The sequence below is a fragment of the Rhizobium albus genome, assembly GCA_030160035.1.
Classification (GTDB): domain Bacteria; phylum Pseudomonadota; class Alphaproteobacteria; order Rhizobiales; family Rhizobiaceae; genus Georhizobium; species Georhizobium albus.
In genome coordinates, this window is record BSNO01000003.1 from 106,578 (window position 1) to 132,095 (window position 25,518).

The window sequence follows — 25,518 nt, forward strand, 5'->3', positions numbered from 1 at the left end:
GGAAAACGTGGCGATGCGCAAGCGTCGGCGCGGGCTCGTCGCGCTCATGATGACCGCAGCACTGGTTCTTTCGCTCCTGTCGCTGACGTCGGGATGGCGCCTTCTCGATCTCCGGATCTACGACTACCTCTCGACGATTGTTCTGCCCGGGCTTCCGGAGAACGGTCCGATCATCGTGGCGATCGACGAGCCGTCTCTGTCGGAGATCGCTCAGCAATGGCCATGGCCGCGTTCGCTGCATGCGCAGCTCGTGGAGGCGCTGCGGGATGCGGGGGCATCGGCGATCGGCCTCGACATCATCTTCGCCGAACCCTCCACGCCGCAAGCCGATGAGCAATTGGCCGCCGCCATGGGATCGGACACGGTGCTCGCAGGCGATTACACGGTGCTGACCACCCCGCAGGCGGACCAGGAGATCAGGGTCGAGCCGCTGGCCGGGCTTCTGGCTGGCGGCGCGCTGACAGGCATCGCCTCCATCGGGCTCGACGGCGACGGCATGATGCGCCGCATTCCGTCCTATCCGGATGGCTTCGCCAGGCGGCTGGCGGACGCAGTTGGGCATGACACCGACCCAGCGCAGGGCGAGCGCCTGCTGCGCGTCTTCGGACCGGCGCGCACCTATCCAACGGTTTCCTATTACCAGGCGCTCGATCCGGACAGCTTCCTGCCCGCCGATTTCTTCCGCGGGCGGCCGGTCATCGTCGGCCTCAGCCTGCAGAACACGCCGACCGTCGGCGAGGGCGGAGCAGGGGCCGACGCCTATGCGACGTCCCACACGGTGCGGAGCAACCGCCTGGTGCCGGGCGCCGAAATCCAGGCGACGATCTATGACAATATCGTTCACAAGCTCGGCGTACGTCCGGCCTCGTCCCCGGCCGTGATCGCGGTCATCGTCTTGGCAGCGCTCGCCGCAGGCCTCCTGGTGCGCCGCGGGACGGGCTGGAAGACGCTTGCAACGGTCACGATCGCTGCGATCGGCCTGTTCGGTGCGAGCATCGCGCTGATTTATCTCGTGAGTTTCTACATTTCGCCCACCGGCGCGCTTTCGGCACTGGTCGTTGTGACGGGCGGGCAGGGGCTCGTTGACTTCGCCGAGGAGCGCCGCACGCGCCTTCACATCATCCGCGCCTTTTCCCAATATCTCGCCCCGGCGCTCGTCGAGCGGCTGGCGCGCGACCCGTCGCTGCTGAAGCTCGGCGGCGAACGGCGCACGATCTCGATCCTCTTTTGCGATGTGCGTGGCTTCACCAGCATCGCCGAGCGCATGAAGGACAGGCCGGATGAGCTCACCGCCCTGATCAACAGGCTCCTCACGCCGCTGTCCGACATCGTGCTCGCCTTAGGAGGTACGATCGACAAATATATCGGTGATTGCATCATGGCCTTCTGGAACGCGCCTCTGGACGACCAGGATCACGCCTTCCATGCGGTTTCAGCGGCTCTGTCGATGCTCGACGCCATCGAGCGGTTGAACGCGGAACTGGCGGAAGAGGCGGCGGATGGCGAACCTCCGCCGGTCTTGCGAATCGGGATCGGGATCAACACCGGCGACGCCATCGTCGGCAATATGGGCTCAGACCGTCGCTTCGACTATTCCGCGCTCGGTGACGCCGTGAACCTCGCCTCACGCCTTGAATCGGCCTCCAAGACCTATGACGTCCCGCTGCTGATCGGCGAGACGACAGCAGCTATGATCGGCGAGCGCTTGCCTCTGCGCGAAGTCGACCGGATTTCGGTCAAAGGTCGCAGCGCAATCTCCCCTGTTTTTACAGCGGAGAATTTTATCGGCGCAGTTCAATATATGAAGACCCCTGGCCGGATCTTTCCATCTAGCGACGGCTGAGGAACCCTGTCCAGATACAACATTGACGATAAGGGCAGGGAGCAATTCGGCTCTTCGAACGCGAGCGTCGCGACGTAGAAATTGCTCGTGTCGCTGCCGCCGGGCAGGCAAGGCCCAGCCGGCGGCAGGAGAGGTCGAGATCAGACCTGGCCGTAGCCGCCGGCAGTCGGCGTGATCACGGTGACCGCTTCGCCAGCTTGAAGCACCGTCTGGTCGCAACCTTTTAGAACGTCGACGGTGCCGTCGAGACGGCGAACCTCTGTGCGGCCGAGCTCGCCTTCGCCGCCGCCTGCAATGCCCTGCGGGTGGACGTGTCGGTGCGACGACAGGATCGCGCAGTCCATGGTCTGGAGAAAGCGCAGCGTACGCGTCGTACCGTTGCCGGCCGCAAACGCGCCCTTGCCGCCCGAACCGTCGCGAAGCGTGAAGTTCTCCAGCATCACGGGGAAACGCATCTCCAGGATTTCCGGGTCAGTCAGACGGGAGTTTGTCATGTGGACGTGCACGCCCGACGTTCCGGCAAAGCCGCGGCCATCGTTCATGCGGCCAGCCGGCGAGCCCGAGCAGATCGTCTCGTAATACTGGTACTCGTTGTTGCCGAAGGTCAGGTTGTTCATCGTGCCCTGGCTGTTGGCGATCGCCCCCAGCGCGCCGAAGATGGCATTGGTCACATGCTGCGAGGTCTCGACATTGCCGGCAACGACGGCGCGCGGATAGGCCGGCTTCAGCATGCAGCCCTCGGGGATGACGATGCGGATCGGCCGCAGGCAGCCGGCATTCATCGGGATCGGCGCTTCCACCATCACACGGAAGCAATAGAGGACGGCTGCGCGCGCCACCGGCTCCGGGGCGTTGAAGTTGTTGGCGATCGCGTCCGAGGTGCCGGTGAAGTCCACGGTGGCGGTCCGCGCCTCGCGATCGACCGTGATCTTCACCTTAATGACCTGGCCGGTGTCAGTCGAATACTCGTAGGCGCAATCCTCCAGGCGCCCGATAAGCCGCGCGACTTCTTCTGCCGCATTGTCCTGCACGTGGCCCATATAGGCCTGCACCACGTCCAGCCCAAACTCCTCGACGATCTTATGAAGCTCGGCCGCACCGCGCTCGTTGGCGGCGATCTGCGCCTTGAGGTCGGCGATGTTCTGGACCGGGTTGCGAACCGGGTAGGGGTGGTTGGTCAGGAGTTCGTGGAGTTCCTTTTCCCGGAACTGTCCTTCAGCGACCAGCTGGAAATTGTCGATGAGGACGCCTTCCTCGTCGACGGTGGTCGCAAGCGGCGTCATCGAGCCAGGCGCCGTGCCACCGACATCGGCATGGTGCCCGCGCGAGGCAACCCAGAACAGAATCTCCTTGCGATCATCGCTGAAGACGGGGCTCACCACCGTGATGTCAGGCAGGTGAGTGCCTCCGTTATAGGGAGCATTGAGCGCAAAGACGTCGCCGGGGCGGATGTTGCCTTCGTTCAGGCGGATGATGGTCTCAACCGAGCGATCCATGGAGCCGAGATGCACCGGCATATGCGGCGCGTTGGCGACCAGCGCACCCGAGGCATCGAAGACGGCGCAGGAGAAGTCGAGCCGCTCCTTGATGTTGACGGAATGCGCCGTGTTCTGGAGCGCGACACCCATCTGCTCGGCGATGTTCATGAAAAGGTTGTTGAAGACCTCGAGCAGGATCGGGTCTGCCTGTTTCGTGCCGATCGCCTGATTTCGCGCGAGCTTCTCGTGGCGGGTGAGCACAATGTTGTCGGCAGCCGTCAGCCTTGCGGTCCAGCCCGGCTCGACAACAATCGTCTGGTTGGCCTCGATGATGAGGGCAGGGCCCTTGATGCGGTCGCCGGCCTGAATGCCCTCGCGGCGGAAGACGCCTGCCTGTCGCCACTCGCCGCCGGAGAAGATGCGGCCGGTGACGTCGGACGAAGCGTCGTGGCCCACGCCGTCATCTTTCTCGCCCTCGATTGCATCGCTCCCGGCCTGCCAGCCTTCGACCTCGACGGCTTCGACTGTGATAGGTTTATCGGATGTGATGAAGCCGAACTGCGCCTTGTGCATGGCCTCAAAACCGCTTTGTGCCTTGCCAAGGTCGCCGTCGAAGGCAACATCGAGCGTGTTGTCGGTGCCGGCGTAGCGTAGATGCAGTTTCGTGCGCGTGGTGACCGTGTCGGCAGCGATGCCCTGTTCGGCAAGTTCGGTGGCGACGGCGCCGGCAAGGTCCGCCTCGAGGCCGGAGATTGCGGCGCGGCTGGCTTCGGCGAGCGGCTGCATCAGCCCCTGTTGGCGGCTCGCCGTGACGGTTGCGAGGCCCATTCCGTATGCTGAAAGCAGGCCCGACAGCGGGTGGATTAGGATCGATTCCATGCCGAGCGAATCGGCGACGAGGCAGGCGTGCTGGCCGCCGGCTCCGCCAAACGAGTTCAACACGTAGCGGGTGACGTCGTAGCCGCGCTGAACGGAGATCTTCTTGATCGCGTTCGCCATGTTCTCGACAGCGATCTTCAGGAATCCCTCGGCGATCTCTTCCGGCGAGCGGCCTTCGCCGACGCTCTCCGCGATCTCGCCGAACTTTTTGGCGACCATGTCGCGGTCGAGTGGCTTGTCCTGGTCTGGGCCAAAGATCGCCGGGAAGAAGTCCGGGTTGAGCTTGCCCAGCATGACGTTCGCATCTGTCACTGTGAGCGGCCCGCCGCGGCGGTAGCAGGCGGGGCCGGGATCGGCACCGGCCGAATCCGGGCCGACGCGGAAGCGACCGGGCTCGGCATGCAGGATCGACCCGCCACCGGCAGCGACTGTATGGATGCGCATCATCGGCGCGCGGATGCGCACGCCGGCGACTTCCGTATCGAAGGCGCGCTCATATTCGCCTGCCGCATGCGCAACGTCCGTGGAGGTGCCGCCCATGTCGAAGCCGATGACGCGGGGAAAACCTGCCTGTTCGGCGGTCTTGACCATGCCGACGACGCCGCCTGCCGGGCCGGACAGAATTGCATCCTTGCCCCGGAAACGGTCGGCAGCGGTGAGGCCACCGGACGACATCATGAACTGAAGCGTCGGGCCGGGCTCGCCGGGCGGCGTAGCGCCGAGGATACGGGCGACGCGCGAGACATAGCGGCCGAGGATGGGCGAGAGATAGGCGTCGACGACGGTCGTATCGCCGCGACCGACGAGCTTGATCAGCGGCGAAACTTCGTGGCTGACGGAAACCTGCTCGAAGCCCAGACCTCGGACCAGTTCGGCCAGCGCCGCCTCATGGACCGGGTTCTGCCAGGCATGCATCAGCACAATCGCAACGGCGCCGATGCCGTGGGCCTTCGCCTTCTCGAGGTCCGCACGGATCGGGTCGAGCTCAATTGCGTGCTCAACCGACCCGTCGGCCATCAAGCGTTCAGGCACCTCGATGACGCGCTCGTAGAGCTGTTCGGGGAGGATGATTTCCTTGGCGAAGATGTCCGGCCGCGCCTGGTAGGCGATGCGCAGTTGGTCGCGGAAGCCTTCGGTGATGAGGAGCAGCGTGCGTTCGCCCTTGCGCTCGAGCAGCGCATTGGTGGCGACCGTCGTTCCCATACGGACGGTGCCGATGGCCGCGGAGGGCAGATCGGCTTGAGTGGCAGCGCCGACCAGGCGTCGGATGCCTTCGATCGCCGCGTCTTCATAGGCTTCCGGATTTTCCGACAGAAGCTTCATGGGCTGCAGAGAGCCGTCGGGAGCGCGACCGATGACGTCGGTAAACGTGCCGCCGCGATCGATCCAGAAATCCCACCGGCCCGTGTCGTCGATGCCGTTCGCCATGATGCAGTCCTCCGTCCATGTCCCCGAGTTCGACCAGTCTTCTGCCGGACGCTGACAAATCGTTGACAAATTGCGAATGAGCCGTCAACCTTTCATTTGGACGCCGAGATACGGCGCCGCAAGCGTCCTGCCGGAACCAGGTCTGCATTGCCAAAAAAGGGGAATACGATAATGACGCAACACCATCGCGCCGGCCTGCTGGCCGCAGCCTTCGCCACTCTTCTCGCCGCTCCCGCCATGGGCCAAAACGCCTGGGACATGCCGACGCCCTATGGCGATGGCATCTTTCATACGCAGAATATCATGCAGTTCGCCGATGACGTCCGGGAGGCAACAGGCGGCAGCATCGACATCACCGTGCACTCCGCGAACTCCCTCTTTGGCCATGCTGAGATCAAGGATGCGGTGCGTGACGGTCTCGTGCCAATTGGCGAGTTCCTGCTCTCGCGTCTTGCGAACGAAGACCCGGTCTTCGCGCTCGATTCCATTCCGTTCCTGGCTTCTTCCTATGAAGAGGGCGAGCAGCTCTGGGCTGCCTCACGGGACGCGGTCTCCGAAAAGCTCGCCGAGCAAGGGTTGACGGTGCTTTATGCGGTCGCTTGGCCCGGCCAGAGCCTCTACCTCAACCAGGAAGTCACCGACCCGGCACAGATGGAAGGCCTGAATTTCCGCGCTTACAACGTCGCCACGGAGCGCCTTGCAACGCTGCTCGGCGCCACGCCGACGCAGGTCGAGGAGACCGACATTCCGACCGCGTTCTCGACCGGCCGCGTCGAGGCGATGATCACCTCGCCTTCGACCGGCGCCAACGCCAAGGCCTGGGATTTCACCTCGCATTACATCGACGTGCAGGCTTGGCTCCCGAAGAACATCATCGTCGTCAACACGGAAGCCTTCGAAGCGCTTTCGGAAGACGAGCGCAACGCGATCCTAGAAGCGGCTGCTGCCGCTGAAGAGCGCGGCTGGCAGATGTCGCGCGAGGAGACCGACGCCAAGATCGCTGAACTGGAGGCTGGCGGCATGAGCATCATGCAGCCGTCCGAGGCGCTTTCCGCCAAGCTGCAGGAGATCGGCGCGACCATGACCGAGGAGTGGCAGGCCTCGGCCGGTGAGGCAGGCACCGCGGTCATCGAAGCCTACCGCAACCAGTAAGCCTTCAAGAACGGGCGGGTCATCGACCCGCCCGTTGCACTTACGGGGACCGCTCCCATGCGCAAGGCACTCGATGCCCTCTACGGCGCTGCTTTGTTCGGCGCCTGCTCGGCGATGGTCGTGATCGCGACCCTCGTTTTCATCCAGGTGGTGGCACGGCTGATCGACCGCTTGTCTACGCTCGCCGGCTTCGGCCGCTTCGGCTTTGCCATCCCGTCGCTGGCAGAGATCGGCGGCTTTCTCTTTGTCGCCTCGGCCTTTCTCGCTCTGCCGGCGACCCTGAGGGCAGCGGGTCATGTGCGCGTGACGCTCTTCGTCGGCTGGGCCGGGCCCCGCCTGGAACGCGCCATGACCGCATTCGTCCTTATCGTCGCTCTGGCGCTTGCCGCCTATGCCAGCTGGGTGGTCGGAGGACAGGCTTATGCGTCCCTCGAGCGCGCATCCGTATCCTACGGCCTGATCGCGATCCCGCTCTGGATCCCGCAAGCGGTCATGACAAGCGGGCTCGCTATCCTCGCCGTTGCGATCCTGGACGAACTCGCAGCCGTGCTTTCCGGTGGCGAAGCGAAGTTTCGCGAGATCGAGCGCACGCGCGGCGTCGACGAGGGAGGCCACTGATGGATATCGGCATTCTGTCCCTGATCCTGGTTGCCGTCCTTTTCGGTTTCCTTTTCTCCGGCCTTTGGGTCGGCTTTGCCCTCATGGCTGTCGGCTTTGTCGCTATGGAACTGGCGTCATCGGCGCCGGCCGGACTCGTCTTTGCACGTCGGGTCTGGGGGGCAATGAACAGCTGGGACCTGACGGCGCTTCCCATGTTCATCTGGATGGGCGAGCTTCTGTTCCGCTCCCGCATTTCGTCGGACATGTTTTCGGGCCTTGCGCCTTTTACGCGACGGCTGCCTGGGCGTCTCCTACACGTCAACGTGTTCGGATGCGCGCTGTTTGCAGCCGTGTCCGGTTCGTCGGCTGCAACGACTGCGACGGTCGGCAAGATGTCGCTGCCGGAACTGCAGCGGCGCGGCTACGACCCTCGCATGGCGATCGGCACGCTTGCCGGTTCGGGCACATTCGGCTTCCTCATCCCGCCCTCGATCATCATGATCGTCTATGGCGCGGCGACCGAGCAATCGATCGCGCGCCTGTTTCTCGCCGGCATCCTGCCAGGCGTCATGCTGGCAGTGATGTTTTCGTCCTACGTCATGCTCTGGTCCTTGATGAACAAGGACAGGATGCCCGAGCCCGAGCCGAAGCCCACTTGGGGCGAGCGGTTCGAGGCGCTGACGCTGCTCCTGCCGACGGTTATCCTGATCGTGACAGTTATCGGCTCGATCTATGGTGGTTTCGCCTCACCGACCGAAGCAGCCGTGGTCGGCGTCTTCGGCGCCCTTGCGATCTCCTACTTTTCCGGTGGGCTGTCGCGGGAAAGCTTCGTAACCTCGCTCAAAGGATCGGCGATCACGAGCTGCATGATCGCGCTGATCCTGGCAGGCGCGTCGTTCCTCACCGTCGCCATGGGCTATACCGGCATACCGCGCACGCTTGCCACCTGGATCGGCGAACAGGGCTTCTCGCAGTTCGCGCTGCTGGCCGTCCTCCTCGTGTTCTTCATCATTCTCGGCTGCTTCATCGACGGCATATCAATGGTCGTGCTGACAACGTCCGTCATCCTGCCGATGGTGCTTGCCGCCGGCATTGATCCGATCTGGTTCGGCGTCTTCCTCGTTCTCGTGGTCGAGATGAGCCAGATCACCCCGCCGGTCGGCTTTAACCTGTTCGTCATCCAGTCGATCACGGGACGAGGGATCTTCGAGATCGCGCTCTATGCGCTGCCCTTCTTCTTGATCCTTGTCCTGGCGACCGCACTTCTCGCCGCTTTTCCGGAGATCGCCCTATGGCTGCCGAGCACCATGATGAACAACTGAAGGATCTGGCGATCGGGCCGGTGGTTTCATCGGCGCATCTCGCCAATTCGAGCCTGCCAGCGCTCTCGGAAGTCGAGTTTGCCTTGACCATGGCAAATCATGCTTTCCAGCGGTGGATCGTGCGCTGCACGGCGGCAGCCGGTGGGCCTTCACTCTCGCCTATGGAAGTGTTGATCGTGCACCTCGTCAACCACCGGGCAAGACCGAAGACGCTCGCTGATATCTGCCTCGTGCTCAATGTCGAGGATACGCATCTGGTCAACTATGCGATCAAGAAGCTGGTTGAGCACGGTCTGGTGGAGCCGGGCCGCAAGGGCAAGGAGAAGACGATCACGGTAACGGAAACGGGGCGCCAACTCTGCAAGCGCTATGGCGATGTTCGAGAGGCGCTGGTGGTGCAGTCGGTTCTGCAAATCGGTCACGACCCGGCCGAGCTCTCGCGTCTCGCCAGCTTGTTACGTGCGGTCTCTGGTGCCTACGATCAGGCGGCGCGTGCCGCCGCCTCCCTTTAGGCTGGTGCCAGTCTTCGCCTTTCTCGCCCGCCATGGGCGGATGCTGCTCGTCTCGGGGCTCTTGATCGGCGCAATCCTGCCGGACCTCGCGATTGCACTGAGGCCCGGCATTGCGCCGATGATCGTGGCGCTGCTGTTCCTTGCGGTTCTCCGGTTGGGGCCAGATGGCATCAAAGCAGGGCTTAAAGGCGTTCACCGAGCGGCGGGACTGGCGCTCGTCCTCCAGGTCGTGCTGCCGCTGACGGCGGCGTTCGTCTTTTGGCTCACGGGCGTACTTGGCTCTACCATCGCTATGGGCATCGTGCTGGTGCTGGCGGCCGCGCCCATCACTGGCAGCCCGAACATCACCCTTATGGCCGGCGGCGATCCAGCGCCGGCCTTACGCCAGCTTGTTATTGGAACCGCGCTCCTGCCGTTGACGGTCCTGCCGGTGTTTCTCGTCATGCCCGCCTTCGGCAGCCCGCTTGCGGTTGCGCGGGCTGCACTCGAGCTTCTGATGCTGATTACACTAGCCGGCGGCGTCGCCTACGCGTTACGGGCGTTCAGGGTCGTGTCGGGCAGCGACCGGTCGGTGTTGGCCATGGATGGGCTTGCCGCGCTTCTGCTCGGTCTCGTCGTCATCGGCCTTATGTCGGCTATTGGTCCGGCGGTTCTCAACGAGCGTGGCGCATTCTTCCCGGCACTGGCCGCTGTCTTCCTGCTTAACTTTCCGATTCAGCTCTGCGCCAGTGCGCTTGCCGCGCGTAAGGACCCTGTATCGGCCCCAGCGATGGGGATCACCGCCGGCAATCGCAACGCAGCTTTGTTCCTTTCGGTGCTACCCGAGGCAACAGCCGACGAGCTTCTACTCTTCATCGGCTGCTTCCAGATCCCGATGTATTTGACGCCATTCCTAATGGCGCGGTGGTATCGAAAGCTCGCAAAAAGTTAGCTTTTTCGCTGTGGGCAGATCTTGTGAGGCGCACAGCTCATGGCTCAGCTTGGATACAACACACACGGCCCTCGGTCTCTGATCCGATACTGCTGACGGTCGGGCGCTTAATATATGTGATTGACATGTCGTCCTGGGAACAGGTCTGTGGCTCGCTGGCGATAAAGCCAACGAAGCTGTCGTCTGGCGGAGAACGGGGGAAAGGTGAGCGCAAGTTCAAGCTCAGCGAAAGGCAAAATCGCCAACGCAGCCATATTTGCTGCGTTGGGAGACAGGATCCGAGAAATTAGCAACCCGGACGATCTCGCCTATGCCGCTGCGCAAATCCTTGGCGAAGCGCTGCAGGTTAGTCGGGTAGGCTATGGTGAGATCGATAAGGACCGCGAGACGATCACCATCGATCGCGACTGGAACGCACCTGGCATCCAAAGCCTCGCCGGAACGCTCCACTTTCGCGACTATGGTTCCTACATCGACGATCTCAAGCGTGGTGAAACGGTCGTCTTCGAAGACGCGGAGAAGGATCCTCGTGCCGCGCCCGGGGCCAAGGCTTTAAAGGCCATCAGTGCACAAGCCGTCGTCAACATGCCGGTGACCGAGTACGGCGGCTTCGTCGCGCTCCTCTATCTAAATCATGCCAGTCCACGGGTATGGACCGAGGAAGAGATTGCACTGATCTCGGAAGTTGCTCAACGCACACGCACGGCAGTCGAACGGTTGCGGGCGGAGCAGGCACTTCGCCAGAATGCGGAGCGCCTGGCCTTTCTCGACAAGCTGGGTAAAGCGAGCGGCCTTGCGACTGACGCGAGCGCGTTGATGCGGGTATCGACCCGCCTCCTCGGCGAACATCTCGGAGTCTCCATCTGCGCTTATGCCGACATGGAGCCAGATCAGGATCATTTCACCATTCGCGGCGACTGGAGCGCGTCTGGTTCACCCAGCATCGTCGGCTCCTACAGCCTGGCCGATTTCGGGCAACTTGCCGTATCCCGGCTTCGGGCTGGCCTGCCGCTGATCGTCAACGACAATCGAAACGAGCTCGCGCCGCATGAGTCGGAGACATTCCAGTCGATCGGCATTACCGCGACCATCTGCATGCCGCTGGTCAAGGACGCACGCCTCACGGCACTCATGGCCATCCACGACAAGAACGCCCGGGTTTGGACAGAACAAGAACTGGCGCTTTTGAAGGAGGTCACCGAGCGGTGCTGGGCGCATATCGAGCGTGTCCGCTCGCAGGAGGCCGCCCGCGAGAGCGAGGAACGGCTGCGTCTCGCTACGAATGCGGCCTCCATCGGCATCTGGGATTACGACCCGATCTCCGGACGCCTTCAATGGGATGACCGATGCAAGGCGCTGTTTGGACTGCCACCTAATGCTGAGGTGCGTTATGAAGAGACGTTCTTGGCTGGGTTGCATCCCGACGACCGGGAGAATGCAGACGACGCTGTGCGCAGAGCCCTCAACCCCGGCGAGCCAGCCGCCTTCGACATCCAATATCGAACGATCGGCCTCAACGACCAGATCGAACGCTGGATCGCGGCGACCGGCAGTGCGCATTTCGAAGATGGACGCGCGACGCGCTTCATCGGTACCGTGATCGACATCACCGCGCGCAAGCGCACCGAAGCTGCGCTCCAGACGTTGAATGCGACGCTGGAACAGCGTGTCCAGGAAGAAGTCGCGGAGCGGGCCAGAGCGGAAGATCATCTGCGCCAGGCGCAGAAGATGGAGGCTGTCGGGCAGTTGACCGGCGGCATCGCACACGACTTCAACAATATGCTCGCGGTCGTCATCGCAGGTCTGAACCTTACTCAGCGCAAGCTGGCCAAGGGCGAAACCGATGTCATTCGGTTCATCGAGGGCGCGCTTGAAGGTGCGCAACACGCAGCTGAGCTGACCAAGCGTCTGCTTGCGTTCTCCCGGCAGCAGCCGCTCGCGCCAAAGCGCTTCAATTTGAACCGATTGGTGAGCAACATGAGCGAGCTGCTCACGCGGACCCTTGGCGAGACCATCAAGGTTGAAACCGTGCTTGGCGCCGGTCTCTGGCAAGTGGAGGCGGACCCCGCACAACTTGAAAGCGCACTTCTCAATCTAGCGGTCAATGCTCGGGATGCGATGCCAGGCGGTGGCAGGCTCACAATCGAGACGGGGAATGCACACATCGACCGACCGAGCGCGAAGGAATATTTCTTGCCGGAAGGCCAGTACGTGCTGATCGGCGTGACGGACACCGGGACCGGAATGACCTCAGACGTCATCAAGAAGGCATTCGACCCGTTCTATACGACCAAGGGTGTCGGAAAGGGTACCGGGCTTGGCCTCAGCCAGGTTTATGGGTTCGTGCGCCAGTCCGGCGGGCACGTGAAGATCTACTCCGAGGTCGGGGTGGGCACGACCATGAAGATCTATCTTCCCCGCGCCGCTGCGGGTCCAGCCGAAGAAGCTGCAAAACCGCCTCAAACCGTGCACGGTGGTGCGGCGACAGAACTGATCATGGTGGTAGAGGATGACAACCGGGTACGGGCAATGGCTGTCGAAGCATTACGTGAACTGGGATACTCAGTAGCCGCAATGAGCAGCCCAAGGGATGCGCTTGAGGCTATCCGAGGAGGCTCGGTCCCAGACCTGCTTTTCACGGATGTCGTGATGCCGGAGATGTCCGGCCGGGAGCTTGTGGACCAGGTGGAGGCACTGCGGCCGGCGTTAAAGGTGCTCTTCACGACCGGCTATACCCGCAATGCGATCGTCCACAACGGGACGCTCGACCGAGGTACGGAGCTCCTGTCAAAGCCTTACACGATGGACGAACTAGCCGGAAAAGTGCGGGCGATTCTTGATCGATAGGCGAAGAATGCCCCTGCCTGTCAATCTTGAGAAGGCAGTGGAGGACCTCGCGATCTAAATCCGGGCTGTGGCGAACGGTCCCACAACCGCCATCCGGCTTACCTTTCTCAGGACAGTTCAGCTCTGCCTATCTGACAGGTCGTAGAGCTTGAGCTGTGCCGCTGCGACACCGATTGCGGCCAAGAGCGGAGCCAGACCGGGTCGTCTTACGTCGCGATAGACAAACGAGATAGAAGCAGCGTCATCATCGATACTATCCGATGAACAACTTCACATTCTTGATCTGCCGCTTTTGATCCGACGGCGGGGCATCGAGCGTCGACTTAAAATCGAAGGCGCAGCTATGCCTGTGCCTCGCTTGGATCGGCCATTGATCGACGCGACCGCCCGTGCTCATTCGTATCGCGAGATGCTGACCGATGACGAAGGATGCACGCGCAAAGATGTCGCCATGCTCTTTGGCGTTCATCCGGAAGATGTCAGCCGCCTGTTGCCGCTGGCTTTCCTCTCACCAAGAATTGTCGATGCTATCCTGACTGGCCAGCAGCCGGTCGATCTGTCGGTTCAGCATCTCACCCGCAACATCGAGTTGCCGATCATTTGGGCTGACCAGGCCAAGAATCTCGGGATCTAGGACCTAGGCGATCCGACCAGTTCACGATCGCTGCTCGTCCTCACCTGAATGCATCAACGTTTGCCGGCCGCTCATCTTGCCCGATGGTGCAGCCAGCAGCGCCAAGACTGAGTGGACACGGAAAGCGGGCTGTCGGAACTGGCCGACAAAAAGCGTCCAAAATCGCTGAATAGAGCAGCCCCGGTTTCACTGTGGCCGTGCTCCAGGCTCGTAAGCGCCCGAAAAGTCGGCGGCATTCGAAGCCGACTCATACATAGCCAAAACTGTGGACTGGATGGTGGGCGTGACAGGGATTGAACCTGTGACCCCTACGATGTCAACGTAGTGCTCTCCCGCTGAGCTACACGCCCATCCGTGGAGCGGCATAGACCATAAATGGCTTCGCCGCGTCAATAGTGTCGAAAGCGAAATTACCTGCTTTTCGGACGAGCGCAAAAAGGCCCTCAGGCAGCTTCGAGCATCTTGTGGATTTCATCCACCAGATCGCGCAGATGGAAGGGCTTGGAAAGAACCTTGGCATCTTTCGGTGCGTTGGAATCCGGGTTCAGCGCCACGGCGGCAAAGCCGGTGATGAACATGACCTTCAGGTCCGGGTCGAGTTCCGTCGCGCGACGGGCGAGCTCGATGCCGTCCATCTCGGGCATCACGATGTCCGTCAAGAGCAGCGAAAACGGCTCTTCGCGCAACCGGTCATAGGCGCTGGCGCCATTGTCGAAGGCGCGGACCTCATAGCCGGCCTTTTCCAGCGCCTTCACCAGGAAGCGGCGCATGTCATTGTCGTCTTCGGCAAGAAGAATCTTCATTCTCTGTCGTCCTGAAATGTCGTCGTCGGCTGTCATAAAGCGCGCACCTCTCGCTGCCACAGAAACAACACTTGCGTAAACATCCGGTGAAAGCCGAATAAGGAGCGCGCTCGACTCAAGCAGGTACAGGCCTGTTTTTATGGGCTATGGACACGGGTTGAGGCAACTGGCAACATGATTTGGGCCGTCGAATTCAAGGGATGCGGGGCTTTTTCGCATCGCTCCCACCATCTCGATCGACATGCAACGGAGTGCAGGCGAATTGGCAGCGCTGGTGTTTGATTCTGAGCCATTCGAGGTCCGGATGGCGCCCCGCCAGACAACGCCTCTCGTCTTCAACTCGCCCCACAGTGGACGAATCTATCCCGCTTCCTTCCTTGCCCAGTCGCGGCTCGACGCGCGCCGCATCCGCAAATCCGAAGATTTTTACGTCGACGAATTGTTTGCCCATGCGGTCCAGGCCGGTGCGCCGATGCTGGTGGCCCACTTTCCGCGCGCCTATCTCGACGTCAATCGCGAGCCTTACGAACTCGATCCGCGCATGTTCGAGGGAGCGTTGCCGCCCTTCGCCAATATCTCGTCGACGCGTGTCGCCGGCGGTCTCGGCACGATTCCCCGTCTGGTGGCTGAAAATGTGGAGATCTACAGCCATCGCCTGCCGGTCTCCGAAGCGCTGGAGCGCATTGAGGGCATTTACCGCCCCTATCATGCGTGCCTGCGCCGGCTGATCGCGCGCACCCGCGTAACCTATGGCATGGCCGTTCTGGTCGATTGTCACTCGATGCCGGCGAGCGTGCGTTCTCCCGCTTCGCCGGTGAGGCCGGACTTTATCATCGGCGACCGCTACGGCACCAGCGCATCGCAGGACCTGACCCGCTCGGCCGCCCTGATCCTGCAGGAAATGGGTTATGCGGTGACCCGCAACAAACCCTATGCGGGCGGGTTCATCACCGAACATTACGGCCGGCCGGCCCATGGGCTTCATGCCTTGCAGATCGAAGTCAATCGTGGGCTCTATTTCGACGAGGAGCGGCTCGAGAAGAAGTCGGGATTCGACCGGCTGCGCGCCGATCTGACGGATTTCATCGATGCGCTGATCGCGCTCGTCGAAAGCGACATGGTGGAAGTGCCGCTCGCCGCCGAATAGCCTGGAGCGTTTCCAGGTGAAGTGGATAGCGGTTCACCGTGGGACAACGCGACACATCAAAGCGCTGGAGCTATTGCTCCAGCCCATAAAAAAACCGCGCCCGTTGGGACGCGGTAGAAGTCTAGGGAGGAAACGCCCAAATGGGCATTGCAGCGAACTGCACCTCGACGCTATTGTTGCGCCGCACAAAAGTCAATCGATTAGATTGATGGGTCTTCGCAGTCGCAATAAATTCATGGGCAGTGTTGTCCGTCAGTCATAGTGGAATTCATGGCCTTACCCGATCTCGATTTCTTTCGCCGACTGGCAGCTGCGGCGGCTGAGCAGACGCTCCCGCGGTTTCGCCAGAACGGAGCCGTCGAGACCAAGGGGGCCGGTCTATTCGATCCGGTCACCGAGGCCGACAAGGCAGCCGAGATGGCGATCCGCGACCTGATCATGCACGCCTATCCCGATCATGGCATTCTCGGCGAAGAGCATGGCGGTCATGGCACCGATCGTGAATACCTGTGGGTCATCGACCCTATCGATGGCACCCGCGCGTTCATTTCAGGTCTTCCCGTCTGGGGGACGCTGATCGGCCTCTATCAGAACGGCCGCGCCGTGATGGGGCTGATGGACCAGCCGTTCATCGGCGAAACCTTTGTCGCCGGTCACGGAGAATCCCGATATTTCGGTCGATCAGGAGGGCAGGAAGCACTCAAGGTGCGCGCCTGCGAAACGCTCGCCGACGCCACGCTGTTCACGACGTCGCCGAAGATCTTCTCCGATGCCCATGTCGGCCGTTATGAGCGCGTGGAACAGTCCGTTCGCCTCGCCCGCTATGGCTGCGACTGCTACGCCTATGCCCTGTTGGCCAGCGGCCATGCGGATATCGTCGTCGAATCGGACCTCAAGCCCTACGATATCGCGGCGTTGATCCCGATCATCGAGAATGCCGGCGGTGTGATCACCACCTGGGATGGCGGACGGCCCGAAGGCGGGGGCGATATCGTGGCCTGTGGCAGCAGGCGCGTGCACGAAGAGGCGCTGGCGCTCCTCAAGAACTGATCGACAGCGCGTTCTGTTCGCCTTCAGCATCTGCGCCCGGCAGAAAGGCCTTGATCGCAGCCAGTGTCGGTTCCCGGTGAATATCGCTTTCCTGAAACAGTTCGTGGCGCGCCTGGTCGATCGTGATTACCCGCCCGGCGCGAAACAGCGTTCCAAGCTCTTCGATGGCTCGCAGCGGAACGATCTGGTCACCGCCTGCGGCCAGGATCAGCGTCGGTATCTGGATTGCCGCAAGATGGTCCTGATGTCGAACGACATCGATCCGGCCGAGCGCTTCGCTGATCCAGCGGGCCGTCGGGCTCGAGGGCGCAAGCAGAGGCGCCGAGCCGAAGATCGCCTGGTTGCGCCGGAAGCGCCGCTCGTCATGGGTAAGGCGGTTCTCCGCAAAGGGCTGATTGTGCCGGTTGCGGGCAACGATCGTGCGCTTGAGCCCAACCCGGCTCATGATATTCGTCAGAAGGCGCACCCCGCGCTGGCCCAGCCTCTGGCCGCCGAGCGCAATGAACGGCGCGCAGAGCACCATGCGCTCGATCCGTGTCGTCAACCGCGGTGCGGCTGCAAGTGCGACGAGGGCACCGGCCGAATGCGCCACGAGGAAGAACGGCAGCCGCGCATCCGGCAGCACCACCTGGGTCAGAAAATCTTCAAGATCGTGTTCGTAGTCGACGAACCGCTCCACGTAGCCGGCGCTGTGATTGGGCAAGAGCCGCTCGGACCCGCCCTGGCCGCGCCAATCGAACGTCGCCACCCAGAGGCCGGTCTTCAGAAGGTCGGAGATCGTCTCGTAATATTTCTCGATGCACTCGTTGCGGCCGTGAGCGAGCACGATCGTGCCCTTGGCGCGCGGGGCGTCGGATTTGAAGAGTGCGTAACGCAAGGATTTGCCATCCCGCGTGCGGAAATGGCCGGCAACATGGCGGTTGCCGGTGGGATCGGGGAACGGGTTGTCTGGGGTCTGATAAAGAATATCTTGCATCACGCAGCGCCGGCTCAAAGCAGGCACTTAGCATCGAACCTGCCTGTTCACAAAGAACGGTGATGCGAAAAAAGAGACCGGAGGCGCGAGAGCGATATGTGGGTTTCGCGCGCCTCCGGCCGATGGCTGAAGGGAAGGGACGTTACACTCCAGCCAGTCAGGATTTCTTTGTCCCGACGCTGGCCAATATGGTCCAGTGCATCTGAACGCGATCCGAACCTGACATTCATCTCGCATTCATGTGCCTAACGGCTGACGGCCCGGTCTATTCCCTGCAGAATTGAGAGCAGCATTCGTTGGGTGCGGACACCTCTTGAACGGCGAATGCGCCTTTCCCATCTTCTTTTTGCGGACGCCAGAACGGGTCCGCTGGTCTCTTCAAGCCTTTCGCCGCCAAGCGGGAACAGGTGTGAGGCCAGACAATCGATCAGACGAACAAGTCGCTTCAAGGAGGACTTTAAAATGCGTCATGTAGACTTCTCCCCCCTCTATCGCTCGACCGTTGGCTTCGACCGCCTGTTCACCATGCTGGACAGCCTTGCGCAGCCCGACCAGGGCCAGACCTACCCGCCCTACAACATCGAGCGCACCGGCGATAACGCCTACCGCATCACCATGGCGGTCGCTGGCTTCAGTGAAGACGAACTGTCGATCGAAGCGCGCGAGCATACGCTGACCGTCAAGGGCGAAAAGGCCGATGACACCAGTGATGCCGGCGAATTCCTCTATCGTGGCATTGCCAAGCGCGCCTTCGAGCGCCGCTTCCAGCTTGCCGATCATGTCGAGGTTCGTGGCGCTTCGCTGAAGAACGGCCTGCTGCACATCGATCTTCTGCGGGAAATCCCCGAGGCCATGAAGCCGCGCCGGATTTCCATCCAGGCAAGCCCGGCGAACGCAAAGCAGATCGAGGCGCAAACCGCCTAATCCGCTAGAGCCATCGAGTGGCTCAATGAACGGCGCCCTTGCGGGCGCCGTTTTTCGTTACAGATGCCGAATGCTTAGAACTGGCGGCCGATCTTCGCGTCGACAGACTGGGCGTTGCCGCCGCGGATAACAAAGAAGAGCATCATCGCAGCCCACAGGATCGACTTTTCGGCACCGGAATAGCCTTCAGCCTGCACAACCCAATGGAAGTAGGTCGTGACGCAGAGGACGATGAAGCAGCCAAATGCTGCCGGGCGCGTCAAAAGGCCGATGGCGAGCAGGATGCCGCCGAAGAATTCGGTGCCCGCCAGAAGCGGAGACCACAGCGCTCCCGGCACGAAGCCGAGGCTCTCCACCATCCCCACCGAGCCGAACGGATTGGTGATCTTGGGCCAGCCATGTGTCACCATCGCAAGGCCTGCGACGAGGCGCATAACCGTTTCGGCAGTGGTGGAGAGGCCCGAATAGAGCGGACGCAGTGCGGGAATGATGAGGTTCTGTTGGTCTGGCTGAGCCATGCGATGTCGATCCTTGCCCTTATCGTTATTAACCTCCCGCGCGGGAGATAGAGCAGGATCGCCAGATCGCAAACAGCCAGAGAAGATCAGGCGACGAGTTCGAGGAAACCGTCCACGTCTTCCTCGCGCGTCGCAAAGCTCGTGACAAGGCGCGTCAACACCTCGTCCTCCGCGATCATGCCGTTCAACGCGCGCGGCGGCGTCCAATCATAAAACGCGGCGCCTTTTGCGCGTGCGGTCTCGGCATCCGCCTTGCGAACGATGGCGAAGACCTCGTTCGTCTGCGACGTCCAGCCCGGACGCGCGCGGTTCGATGATTTCAGCCCGTCCTGCAGACGGGCGGCCATGGCATTCGAATGCCGCGCGAGCTCGAGCCAGAGGTCGTCCTCGAAATAGCCGTGGAACTGCGCCGCGATGAAGCGGCTCTTGGAAAAGAGCTGCGCGGCGCGCTTGCGGATAAAGGGCAGGTCGCGCGCCTTTTCGGGATCCATGAAAACGAGCGCTTCTGCGCACCAGCAACCGTTCTTCGTCGCGCCGAAGGAGAGGACGTCGACGCCGCGCTTCCAGGTCATTTCCGCCGGCGTGATGTCGAGTTCGACCAGCGCATTCGCAAACCGGGCGCCATCCATGTGGAGCGGCAGGGCGTGCGCCTTCGCGATCTCAGCGATCGCATCGATTTCCTCGGGCGCATAGACCGTCCCGATCTCGGTCGCCTGGGTGATCGAGATCGCCATGGGCTGGCCGGCATGGACGAAGCCGGGTGGGAAGCGCTTCAACTCGGAGCGCAGCTCGTCCGGGTCGATCTTGCCGTTCCCGCCGTCGACCGGCACCAGTCGCGCGCCGTGGGTGAAGAATTCCGGCGCCCCGCATTCGTCCTCGATCACATGCGCCTCGCGGTGGCAGAAGGAGACCCCGCCCGGCCGGTTGACGCTGGCCAGCGCCAGCGAATTGGCCGCTGTGCCCGTGCCGACGAAGAACACCGCCACCTCCCGCTCGAACACCTCGTTAAACTTCGCCTCGATCTCCTTGTCGAGGTCGCTTGCGCCGTACGAGGCGGCAAAGCCGTCGGAGTGTCGGTGCAAAGCTTCAGCGATGCGCGGGTGGACACCCGCCCAGTTGTCGGAACTGAAAATCATGGGCTGAGCTACCTTTGCGGACATTGACGAGCGAATTGGCAAGAAGCCTTAAGGCGAGATGGCGAGTGCAGCAACACAGAGGCACGCAAAAGCGCTTTCTGTCCGTGTGCCCCGCCTGTACGACATAAAGTTTCAAGTAAGTCGGCGCACTGGCAAGGAATTGTCGCCATGCGTCATTATTTCCCGTTGCGCAACTTGCGCCGCCCGGAGCTTTCTGGCATACACCGCTGCGATAGGACAGGTTTGCTGTCCTATTTTCGGCGCGGCCACACCTGCTCGAACCGAGGCCTGTCACGGCCCCGCGACAGCACTATAATGGCCGAGATGGCGGTGCCATGCAGCCGGCGCGGGGTGAACCGACGCACGGCCAGTTGGGCGCCCAGTCAGACGAATTGAAATAGAGCAAACGGCATTTTCGGTTTCGCGAAAACGCCCGTTCGATCGACGGCCCGGTGGTGAGAACCGGGCTGAGTTGCAAGGTCAGAGCGCCGCAGCTGCGGCAGGAGGAAGGCACGATGACGACGTTTTCGCCATCTGAAGACATGATCCCGACGAGCGCCGCAATGACGGCCGCAACCGAGATGTCTTCGCGTGCCAAAGACAAACCGGTTGCGCCACGACGACTGCCGGATGCCCAAGGGCTTTATAATCCGCGCAACGAACACGATGCCTGCGGCGTAGGCTTCATCGCTCATATGAAGGGCGAAAAGTCGCACCAGATCGTGTCCGACGGTCTCGCCATGCTCGAGAACCTGACGCACCGCGGCGCCGTCGGCGCCGATCCGCTGATGGGCGACGGTGCCGGCCTGCTCGTGCAGATCCCGGATCAACTCTTCCGTGAAGACATGGCCGCTCAGGGCGTCGCCCTGCCGGAAGTCGGCAACTATGCGGTCGGCTACGTCTTCATGCCGCAGGACGAAGCGCTGCGCGCACACATCGAGGCGATCATCGCCGAAGTCGTCGAGGCTGAAGGCCAGCAACTGCTCGGCTTCCGCGACGTGCCGGTCGACAACTCCTCGCTGTCCAAGGCGCCGGATATCGCCGCGACCGAGCCCTGCCACCGCCAGGTCTTCATCGGCCGCAACCCCGAGCTTGTCTCGGTTGCAGAGTTCGAGCGGCGGCTCTTCATCCTGCGCAAGGTCATTTCCAACCGCATCTATGCGGAGACGAACGGCGTCGACAACGGCTTCTATTTCGTGTCGTTGTCTTCGCGGACCATCGTCTACAAGGGCATGTTCCTCGCCTTCCAGGTGAAGGCCTATTACAAGGATCTAGCCGACGAGCGCTTTACCTCGGCGGTGGCTCTCGTGCACCAGCGCTTCTCGACCAACACCTTCCCGTCCTGGAAGCTCGCGCACCCTTACCGCATGGTGGCGCATAACGGCGAGATCAACACGCTGCGTGGCAACGTCAACTGGATGGCGGCCCGCCAGGCGTCGGTGTCCTCGCCGCTCTTCGGCAAGGACATCGAGAAGCTGTGGCCGATTTCCTATGAAGGCCAATCGGACACTGCCTGCTTCGACAACGCGCTCGAATTCCTGGTCCAGGGTGGCTATTCGCTCGCCCATGCCGTGATGATGCTCATCCCGGAAGCCTGGGCCGGCAACCAGCTCATGACCGCCGAGCGGAAGGCGTTTTACGAGTATCACGCAGCCCTGATGGAGCCGTGGGACGGTCCGGCCGCCGTCGCCTTCACCGATGGCGTGCAGATCGGCGCGACGCTCGACCGCAACGGCCTGCGCCCGGCGCGCTACATCGTGACGGACGACGACCGCATCATCATGGCCTCGGAAGCCGGTGTCATCACTGTGCCGGAAGAGAAGATCGTGAAGAAGTGGCGCCTCCAGCCGGGCCGCATGCTCCTGATCGACATGGAAAAGGGTCGCATTGTTTCCGACGACGAGATCAAGTCGGAAATCGCGACGATGCATCCCTACAAGGACTGGCTGAAGCGCACCCAGCTCATCCTGGAAGAGCTGAAGCCGGTCGAACCGCGCGCGCTGCGCCGCGACGTGTCGCTGCTCGATCGCCAGCAGGCGTTCGGCTACACGCAGGAAGACACGAAGATCCTTCTGTCTCCCATGGCGACGACCGGCCAGGAAGCGATCGGCTCGATGGGAACGGACACGCCGATCTCGGCGATGTCGGACAAGTCGAAGCTGCTCTACACCTATTTCAAGCAGAACTTCGCGCAGGTCACGAACCCGCCGATCGACCCGATCCGCGAAGAGCTCGTCATGAGCCTCGTATCCTTTATCGGTCCGCGGCCGAACATTCTCGACCACAAGGGCGCGTCGAAGAAGAAGCGGCTCGAAGTGCGTCAGCCGATCCTGACCAATGGCGATCTCGAAAAGATCCGCTCCATCGGCCATTCGGAAGATTTGTTCGACACCAAGACGCTCGATCTCACCTATCCGGTGGACGAGCGCGCAGCCGGCATGAAGGCTGCCCTCGATCGTCTGTGCGAGCGTGCTGAAACGGCCGTCAATGGCGGCTACAACATCATCGTTCTCTCTGACCGTCAGCTTGGCCCGGACCGCATCGCCATCCCGGCATTGCTGGCGACGGCAGCCGTGCACCATCACCTGATCCGCAAGGGCCTGCGCACCTCTGTCGGCCTCGTTGTGGAATCCGGCGAGCCGCGGGAAGTGCATCACTTCGCGTGCCTCGCGGGCTACGGCGCGGAAGCTATCAACCCCTATCTCGCCTTCGATACGCTGCTGGACATGCACAAGCGGGGCGAGTTCCCACCGGAAGTGGAAAGCCACGAAGTCGTCTCGCGCTACATCAAGGCGATCGGCAAGGGCATCCTCAAGGTCATGTCCAAGATGGGCATCTCGACCTACCAGTCCTATTGTGGCGCGCAGATCTTCGATGCGGTCGGCCTGTCCAGCGGGTTCGTGAAGGATTACTTCACGGGCACCGCCACGACGATCGAAGGCGTCGGCCTGGCTGAAGTCGCCGAAGAGACGACCCGTCGGCACGATGCGGCATTCGGTGCCGATCCGGTCCTCGCGCACTCGCTCGAGATCGGCGGCGAATACATGTACCGCCTGCGCGGCGAAGGCCACGCCTGGACACCCGATGCGGTGGCCACGCTTCAGCATTCCGTGCGCGGCAATGCCCAGGATCAGTACCGCGCTTTCGCCAAGATGGTGAACGAGCGGGAATCGCGGATGAACACGATCCGCGGACTGTTCGCGATCAAGACTGCCGAGCAGGCGGGTCGCACGCCCGTGCCGATCGAGGAAGTCGAGCCCGCACAGGACCTGGTCAAGCGCTTCTCCACGGGCGCCATGTCCTTCGGCTCGATCAGCCGCGAGGCGCACACGACGCTGGCGCGCGCCATGAACCAGATCGGCGGCAAGTCCAACACCGGCGAAGGCGGCGAGGAAGCCGATCGCTACCTTCCGCTTCCTGGCGGCAAGGCGAACCCCGAGCGGTCGGCCATCAAGCAGGTCGCGTCCGGCCGGTTCGGCGTGACGACGGAATATCTCGTCAATGGCGACATGATCCAGATCAAGGTCGCACAGGGCGCCAAGCCCGGTGAAGGCGGCCAGCTGCCCGGCCACAAGGTCGATGCGACGATTGCCAAGACCCGGCATTCGACCCCGGGCGTCGGCCTTATCTCGCCGCCGCCGCACCACGACATCTATTCGATTGAGGATCTGGCACAGCTGATCTTCGACCTGAAGAACGTCAATCCGGAAGCGGACATCTCGGTCAAGCTCGTCTCCGAGGTGGGTGTGGGCACGGTTGCCGCAGGTGTGGCCAAGGCGCGTGCCGACCACATCACCATCGCCGGTTTCGATGGTGGCACCGGCGCTTCGCCGCTGACGTCGCTGAAACATGCCGGCAGCCCGTGGGAGATGGGTCTTGCCGAAACGCACCAGACGCTGGTGCTGAACGGCCTGCGCTCACGCATCGCGTTGCAGGTCGATGGTGGCCTCAAGACCGGCCGCGATGTCGTCATCGGTGCGATGCTCGGCGCCGACGAGTTCGGCTTCTCGACCGCGCCCCTGATCGCCGCGGGCTGCATCATGATGCGCAAGTGCCACCTGAACACCTGCCCCGTCGGCGTGGCGACGCAGGATCCGGTTCTGCGCAAGCGCTTCAAGGGCACGCCCGAGCACGTGATCAACTACTTCTTCTTCGTCGCCGAAGAAATTCGCGAAATCCTTGCCTCTCTCGGCGTGCGAAAGCTGGACGAGATCATCGGGCAGTCGGATCTGCTCTACAAGGACGACCTGATCGACCACTGGAAGGCCAAGGGTCTCGACTTCACCGGCGTGTTCTTCAAGCCAGCGGCACCGAAGGAGGCCACCTACTGGACCGAGCGTCAGGTGCATCCGATCGACGACGTCCTCGACCGCAAGCTGATCGAACAGGCGATGCCTTCGCTTGAAACTCGCAAGCCGCTTCAGTTCGAGGTGCCGATCCGCAACGTCGACCGGTCGGTGGGTGCCATGCTTTCCGGCGAAGTCGCCAAGCGATTCGGCCACCGCGGTCTGCCGGACGATACGATCTCAGTCACGCTGCGCGGCACGGCCGGCCAGTCATTCGGCGCGTTCCTCGCCCATGGCATTTCGTTCGATCTCGTCGGCGACGGCAACGACTATGTCGGCAAGGGCCTGTCGGGTGGCCGCATCGTCGTCCGTCCGCCTGAAAACTCCCGCGTCGTGGCCGAAAAGTCGATCATCGTCGGCAACACGGTGCTTTATGGGGCGATCGAAGGCGAGTGCTATTTCCGCGGTGTCGCGGGCGAGCGCTTTGCCGTGCGCAACTCCGGTGCGGCGGCTGTCGTCGAAGGCGTCGGCGACCATGGCTGCGAGTACATGACCGGCGGCATCGTTGTGGTCATCGGCGAAACCGGCCGCAACTTCGCAGCCGGCATGTCGGGCGGCGTCGCCTATGTTCTGGACGAGGACAACACCTTTGCGTCCCGCTGCAACATGGCGATGGTCGAGCTCGAGCCCGTGCCGGAAGAAGACGACATCCTCGAGAAGCTGCACCACCATGGCGGCGATATCGCCCACAAGGGCCGCGTCGACGTGTCGGGAGACATGACCCGTCACGACGAGGAGCGGCTGGTACAGCTCATCTCGAACCACATGCACTACACCGGTTCGACACGGGCGAAGGAGATCCTCGACAACTGGGCAGACTTCCGGCCGAAATTCCGCAAGGTCATGCCCGTCGAGTACCGCCGCGCGCTGGAAGACATGGAACGCATGCGCATGGGCGTCGCTGCCGAATAAGGCGCAGCATAGAGCGAGGATCGGGCGCGCAAAAGATCGCGCCCATCTTCCCCTCATCGATCGAATTCAAGGATTTAAGC

At 62.3% G+C, this 25,518-nt stretch carries 17 protein-coding genes and 1 tRNA gene; 12 read left to right on the plus strand and 6 right to left on the minus strand.

Features of this window, described 5'->3' with window-relative positions; all coding sequences use genetic code 11:
- Positions 1-13 precede the first annotated feature (13 nt).
- Positions 14-1,843, plus strand: coding sequence for a CHASE2 domain-containing protein (locus QQL76_RS08325; RefSeq protein ID WP_499208336.1), 1,830 nt, complete (start codon positions 14-16; stop codon positions 1,841-1,843).
- Between the two features lie 140 nt (positions 1,844-1,983).
- On the opposite strand, the gene QQL76_RS08330 is transcribed toward QQL76_RS08325, so the two are convergent.
- A complete protein-coding gene (locus QQL76_RS08330; RefSeq protein WP_499207235.1) occupies positions 1,984-5,628 on the minus strand; it encodes a hydantoinase/oxoprolinase family protein in 3,645 nt (1,214 codons plus the stop codon).
- Positions 5,629-5,799: 171 nt separating this feature from the next.
- Between QQL76_RS08330 and QQL76_RS08335 the strand changes: the two genes are divergently transcribed.
- The 7 genes from QQL76_RS08335 to QQL76_RS08365 all read left to right on the plus strand — a co-directional run bounded on the left by QQL76_RS08335 (position 5,800) and on the right by QQL76_RS08365 (position 13,626).
- The gene (locus QQL76_RS08335; RefSeq protein WP_499207236.1) at positions 5,800-6,780 is read left to right on the plus strand and encodes a TRAP transporter substrate-binding protein; all 981 of its coding nucleotides are present in this window, start codon (positions 5,800-5,802) and stop codon (positions 6,778-6,780) included.
- A 57-nt stretch (positions 6,781-6,837) separates the two neighbouring features.
- Positions 6,838-7,398 carry a TRAP transporter small permease gene (locus tag QQL76_RS08340; RefSeq protein WP_499207237.1) on the plus strand — a complete coding sequence of 187 codons (561 nt, stop codon included), beginning with the start codon at positions 6,838-6,840 and terminating at the stop codon, positions 7,396-7,398.
- Entirely contained in the window at positions 7,398-8,702 is a 1,305-nt protein-coding gene (locus tag QQL76_RS08345) for a TRAP transporter large permease (protein ID WP_499207238.1), read from the plus strand. The genes QQL76_RS08340 and QQL76_RS08345 overlap by 1 nt, the downstream gene beginning before the upstream one ends.
- Positions 8,672-9,214, plus strand: coding sequence for a winged helix DNA-binding protein (locus QQL76_RS08350; protein WP_499207239.1), 543 nt, complete (start codon positions 8,672-8,674; stop codon positions 9,212-9,214). Before QQL76_RS08345 ends, QQL76_RS08350 begins: the two co-directional genes overlap by 31 nt.
- Complete coding sequence (locus QQL76_RS08355) at positions 9,195-10,145, plus strand: bile acid:sodium symporter family protein (protein WP_499207240.1); 951 nt, start codon at positions 9,195-9,197, stop codon at positions 10,143-10,145. The genes QQL76_RS08350 and QQL76_RS08355 overlap by 20 nt, the downstream gene beginning before the upstream one ends.
- A 204-nt stretch (positions 10,146-10,349) precedes the next feature.
- The gene (locus QQL76_RS08360) at positions 10,350-12,992 is read left to right on the plus strand and encodes a GAF domain-containing protein (protein WP_499207241.1); all 2,643 of its coding nucleotides are present in this window, start codon (positions 10,350-10,352) and stop codon (positions 12,990-12,992) included.
- A 370-nt stretch (positions 12,993-13,362) separates the two neighbouring features.
- Positions 13,363-13,626, plus strand: coding sequence for a hypothetical protein (locus tag QQL76_RS08365; protein WP_499207242.1), 264 nt, complete (start codon positions 13,363-13,365; stop codon positions 13,624-13,626).
- A 275-nt stretch (positions 13,627-13,901) separates the two neighbouring features.
- On the opposite strand, the gene QQL76_RS08370 is transcribed toward QQL76_RS08365, so the two are convergent.
- Together QQL76_RS08370 and cpdR are read right to left on the minus strand one after the other, a co-directional pair.
- A tRNA-Val gene (locus tag QQL76_RS08370) sits at positions 13,902-13,976 on the minus strand.
- Between the two features lie 93 nt (positions 13,977-14,069).
- Positions 14,070-14,429, minus strand: coding sequence for a cell cycle two-component system response regulator CpdR (cpdR, locus tag QQL76_RS08375; RefSeq protein WP_126011893.1), 360 nt, complete (start codon positions 14,427-14,429; stop codon positions 14,070-14,072).
- Between the two features lie 241 nt (positions 14,430-14,670).
- Here cpdR and QQL76_RS08380 point away from each other — a divergent pair, with 241 nt between their 5' ends.
- Complete coding sequence (locus QQL76_RS08380) at positions 14,671-15,576, plus strand: N-formylglutamate amidohydrolase (protein ID WP_499207243.1); 906 nt, start codon at positions 14,671-14,673, stop codon at positions 15,574-15,576.
- 270 nt (positions 15,577-15,846) lie between these two features.
- Positions 15,847-16,626, plus strand: a complete 780-nt coding sequence (gene hisN / locus QQL76_RS08385) for an inositol monophosphatase family protein (RefSeq protein WP_499207244.1) — start codon at positions 15,847-15,849, stop codon at positions 16,624-16,626.
- On the opposite strand, the gene QQL76_RS08390 is transcribed toward hisN, so the two are convergent.
- Positions 16,616-17,602: an alpha/beta fold hydrolase domain-containing protein gene (locus tag QQL76_RS08390; RefSeq protein ID WP_499207245.1), complete on the minus strand. Its 987-nt coding sequence runs from the start codon at positions 17,600-17,602 to the stop codon at positions 16,616-16,618. The two genes, hisN and QQL76_RS08390, sit on opposite strands and share 11 nt — an antisense overlap.
- Before the next feature lie 462 nt (positions 17,603-18,064).
- On the opposite strand from QQL76_RS08390, the gene QQL76_RS08395 reads away from it, so the two are divergent.
- The gene (locus QQL76_RS08395) at positions 18,065-18,526 is read left to right on the plus strand and encodes an alpha-crystallin domain-containing protein (RefSeq protein ID WP_499207246.1); all 462 of its coding nucleotides are present in this window, start codon (positions 18,065-18,067) and stop codon (positions 18,524-18,526) included.
- Between the two features lie 74 nt (positions 18,527-18,600).
- On the opposite strand, the gene QQL76_RS08400 is transcribed toward QQL76_RS08395, so the two are convergent.
- A complete protein-coding gene (locus QQL76_RS08400) occupies positions 18,601-19,044 on the minus strand; it encodes a DoxX family protein (protein WP_499207247.1) in 444 nt (147 codons plus the stop codon).
- An 86-nt stretch (positions 19,045-19,130) separates the two neighbouring features.
- Positions 19,131-20,180 (minus strand): threonine aldolase family protein, encoded by a 1,050-nt coding sequence (locus tag QQL76_RS08405; protein WP_499207248.1) that lies wholly within the window; start codon positions 20,178-20,180, stop codon positions 19,131-19,133.
- Between the two features lie 515 nt (positions 20,181-20,695).
- Here QQL76_RS08405 and gltB point away from each other — a divergent pair.
- A complete protein-coding gene (gene gltB / locus QQL76_RS08410; RefSeq protein ID WP_499207249.1) occupies positions 20,696-25,438 on the plus strand; it encodes a glutamate synthase family protein in 4,743 nt (1,580 codons plus the stop codon).
- Positions 25,439-25,518: the final 80 nt, after the last annotated feature.

Coding starts and splice junctions, on each gene's coding strand:
- QQL76_RS08325 (WP_499208336.1), top strand. CDS start 14: ATGCGCAAGCGTCGGCGCGGGCTCGTCGCGCTCATGATGACCGCAGCA.
- QQL76_RS08330 (WP_499207235.1), bottom strand. CDS start 5,628: ATGGCGAACGGCATCGACGACACGGGCCGGTGGGATTTCTGGATCGAT.
- QQL76_RS08335 (WP_499207236.1), top strand. CDS start 5,800: ATGACGCAACACCATCGCGCCGGCCTGCTGGCCGCAGCCTTCGCCACT.
- QQL76_RS08340 (WP_499207237.1), top strand. CDS start 6,838: ATGCGCAAGGCACTCGATGCCCTCTACGGCGCTGCTTTGTTCGGCGCC.
- QQL76_RS08345 (WP_499207238.1), top strand. CDS start 7,398: ATGGATATCGGCATTCTGTCCCTGATCCTGGTTGCCGTCCTTTTCGGT.
- QQL76_RS08350 (WP_499207239.1), top strand. CDS start 8,672: ATGGCTGCCGAGCACCATGATGAACAACTGAAGGATCTGGCGATCGGG.
- cpdR (WP_126011893.1), bottom strand. CDS start 14,429: ATGAAGATTCTTCTTGCCGAAGACGACAATGACATGCGCCGCTTCCTG.
- QQL76_RS08380 (WP_499207243.1), top strand. CDS start 14,671: ATGCAACGGAGTGCAGGCGAATTGGCAGCGCTGGTGTTTGATTCTGAG.
- hisN (WP_499207244.1), top strand. CDS start 15,847: ATGGCCTTACCCGATCTCGATTTCTTTCGCCGACTGGCAGCTGCGGCG.
- QQL76_RS08390 (WP_499207245.1), bottom strand. CDS start 17,602: ATGCAAGATATTCTTTATCAGACCCCAGACAACCCGTTCCCCGATCCC.
- QQL76_RS08395 (WP_499207246.1), top strand. CDS start 18,065: ATGCGTCATGTAGACTTCTCCCCCCTCTATCGCTCGACCGTTGGCTTC.
- QQL76_RS08400 (WP_499207247.1), bottom strand. CDS start 19,044: ATGGCTCAGCCAGACCAACAGAACCTCATCATTCCCGCACTGCGTCCG.
- QQL76_RS08405 (WP_499207248.1), bottom strand. CDS start 20,180: ATGATTTTCAGTTCCGACAACTGGGCGGGTGTCCACCCGCGCATCGCT.
- gltB (WP_499207249.1), top strand. CDS start 20,696: ATGACGACGTTTTCGCCATCTGAAGACATGATCCCGACGAGCGCCGCA.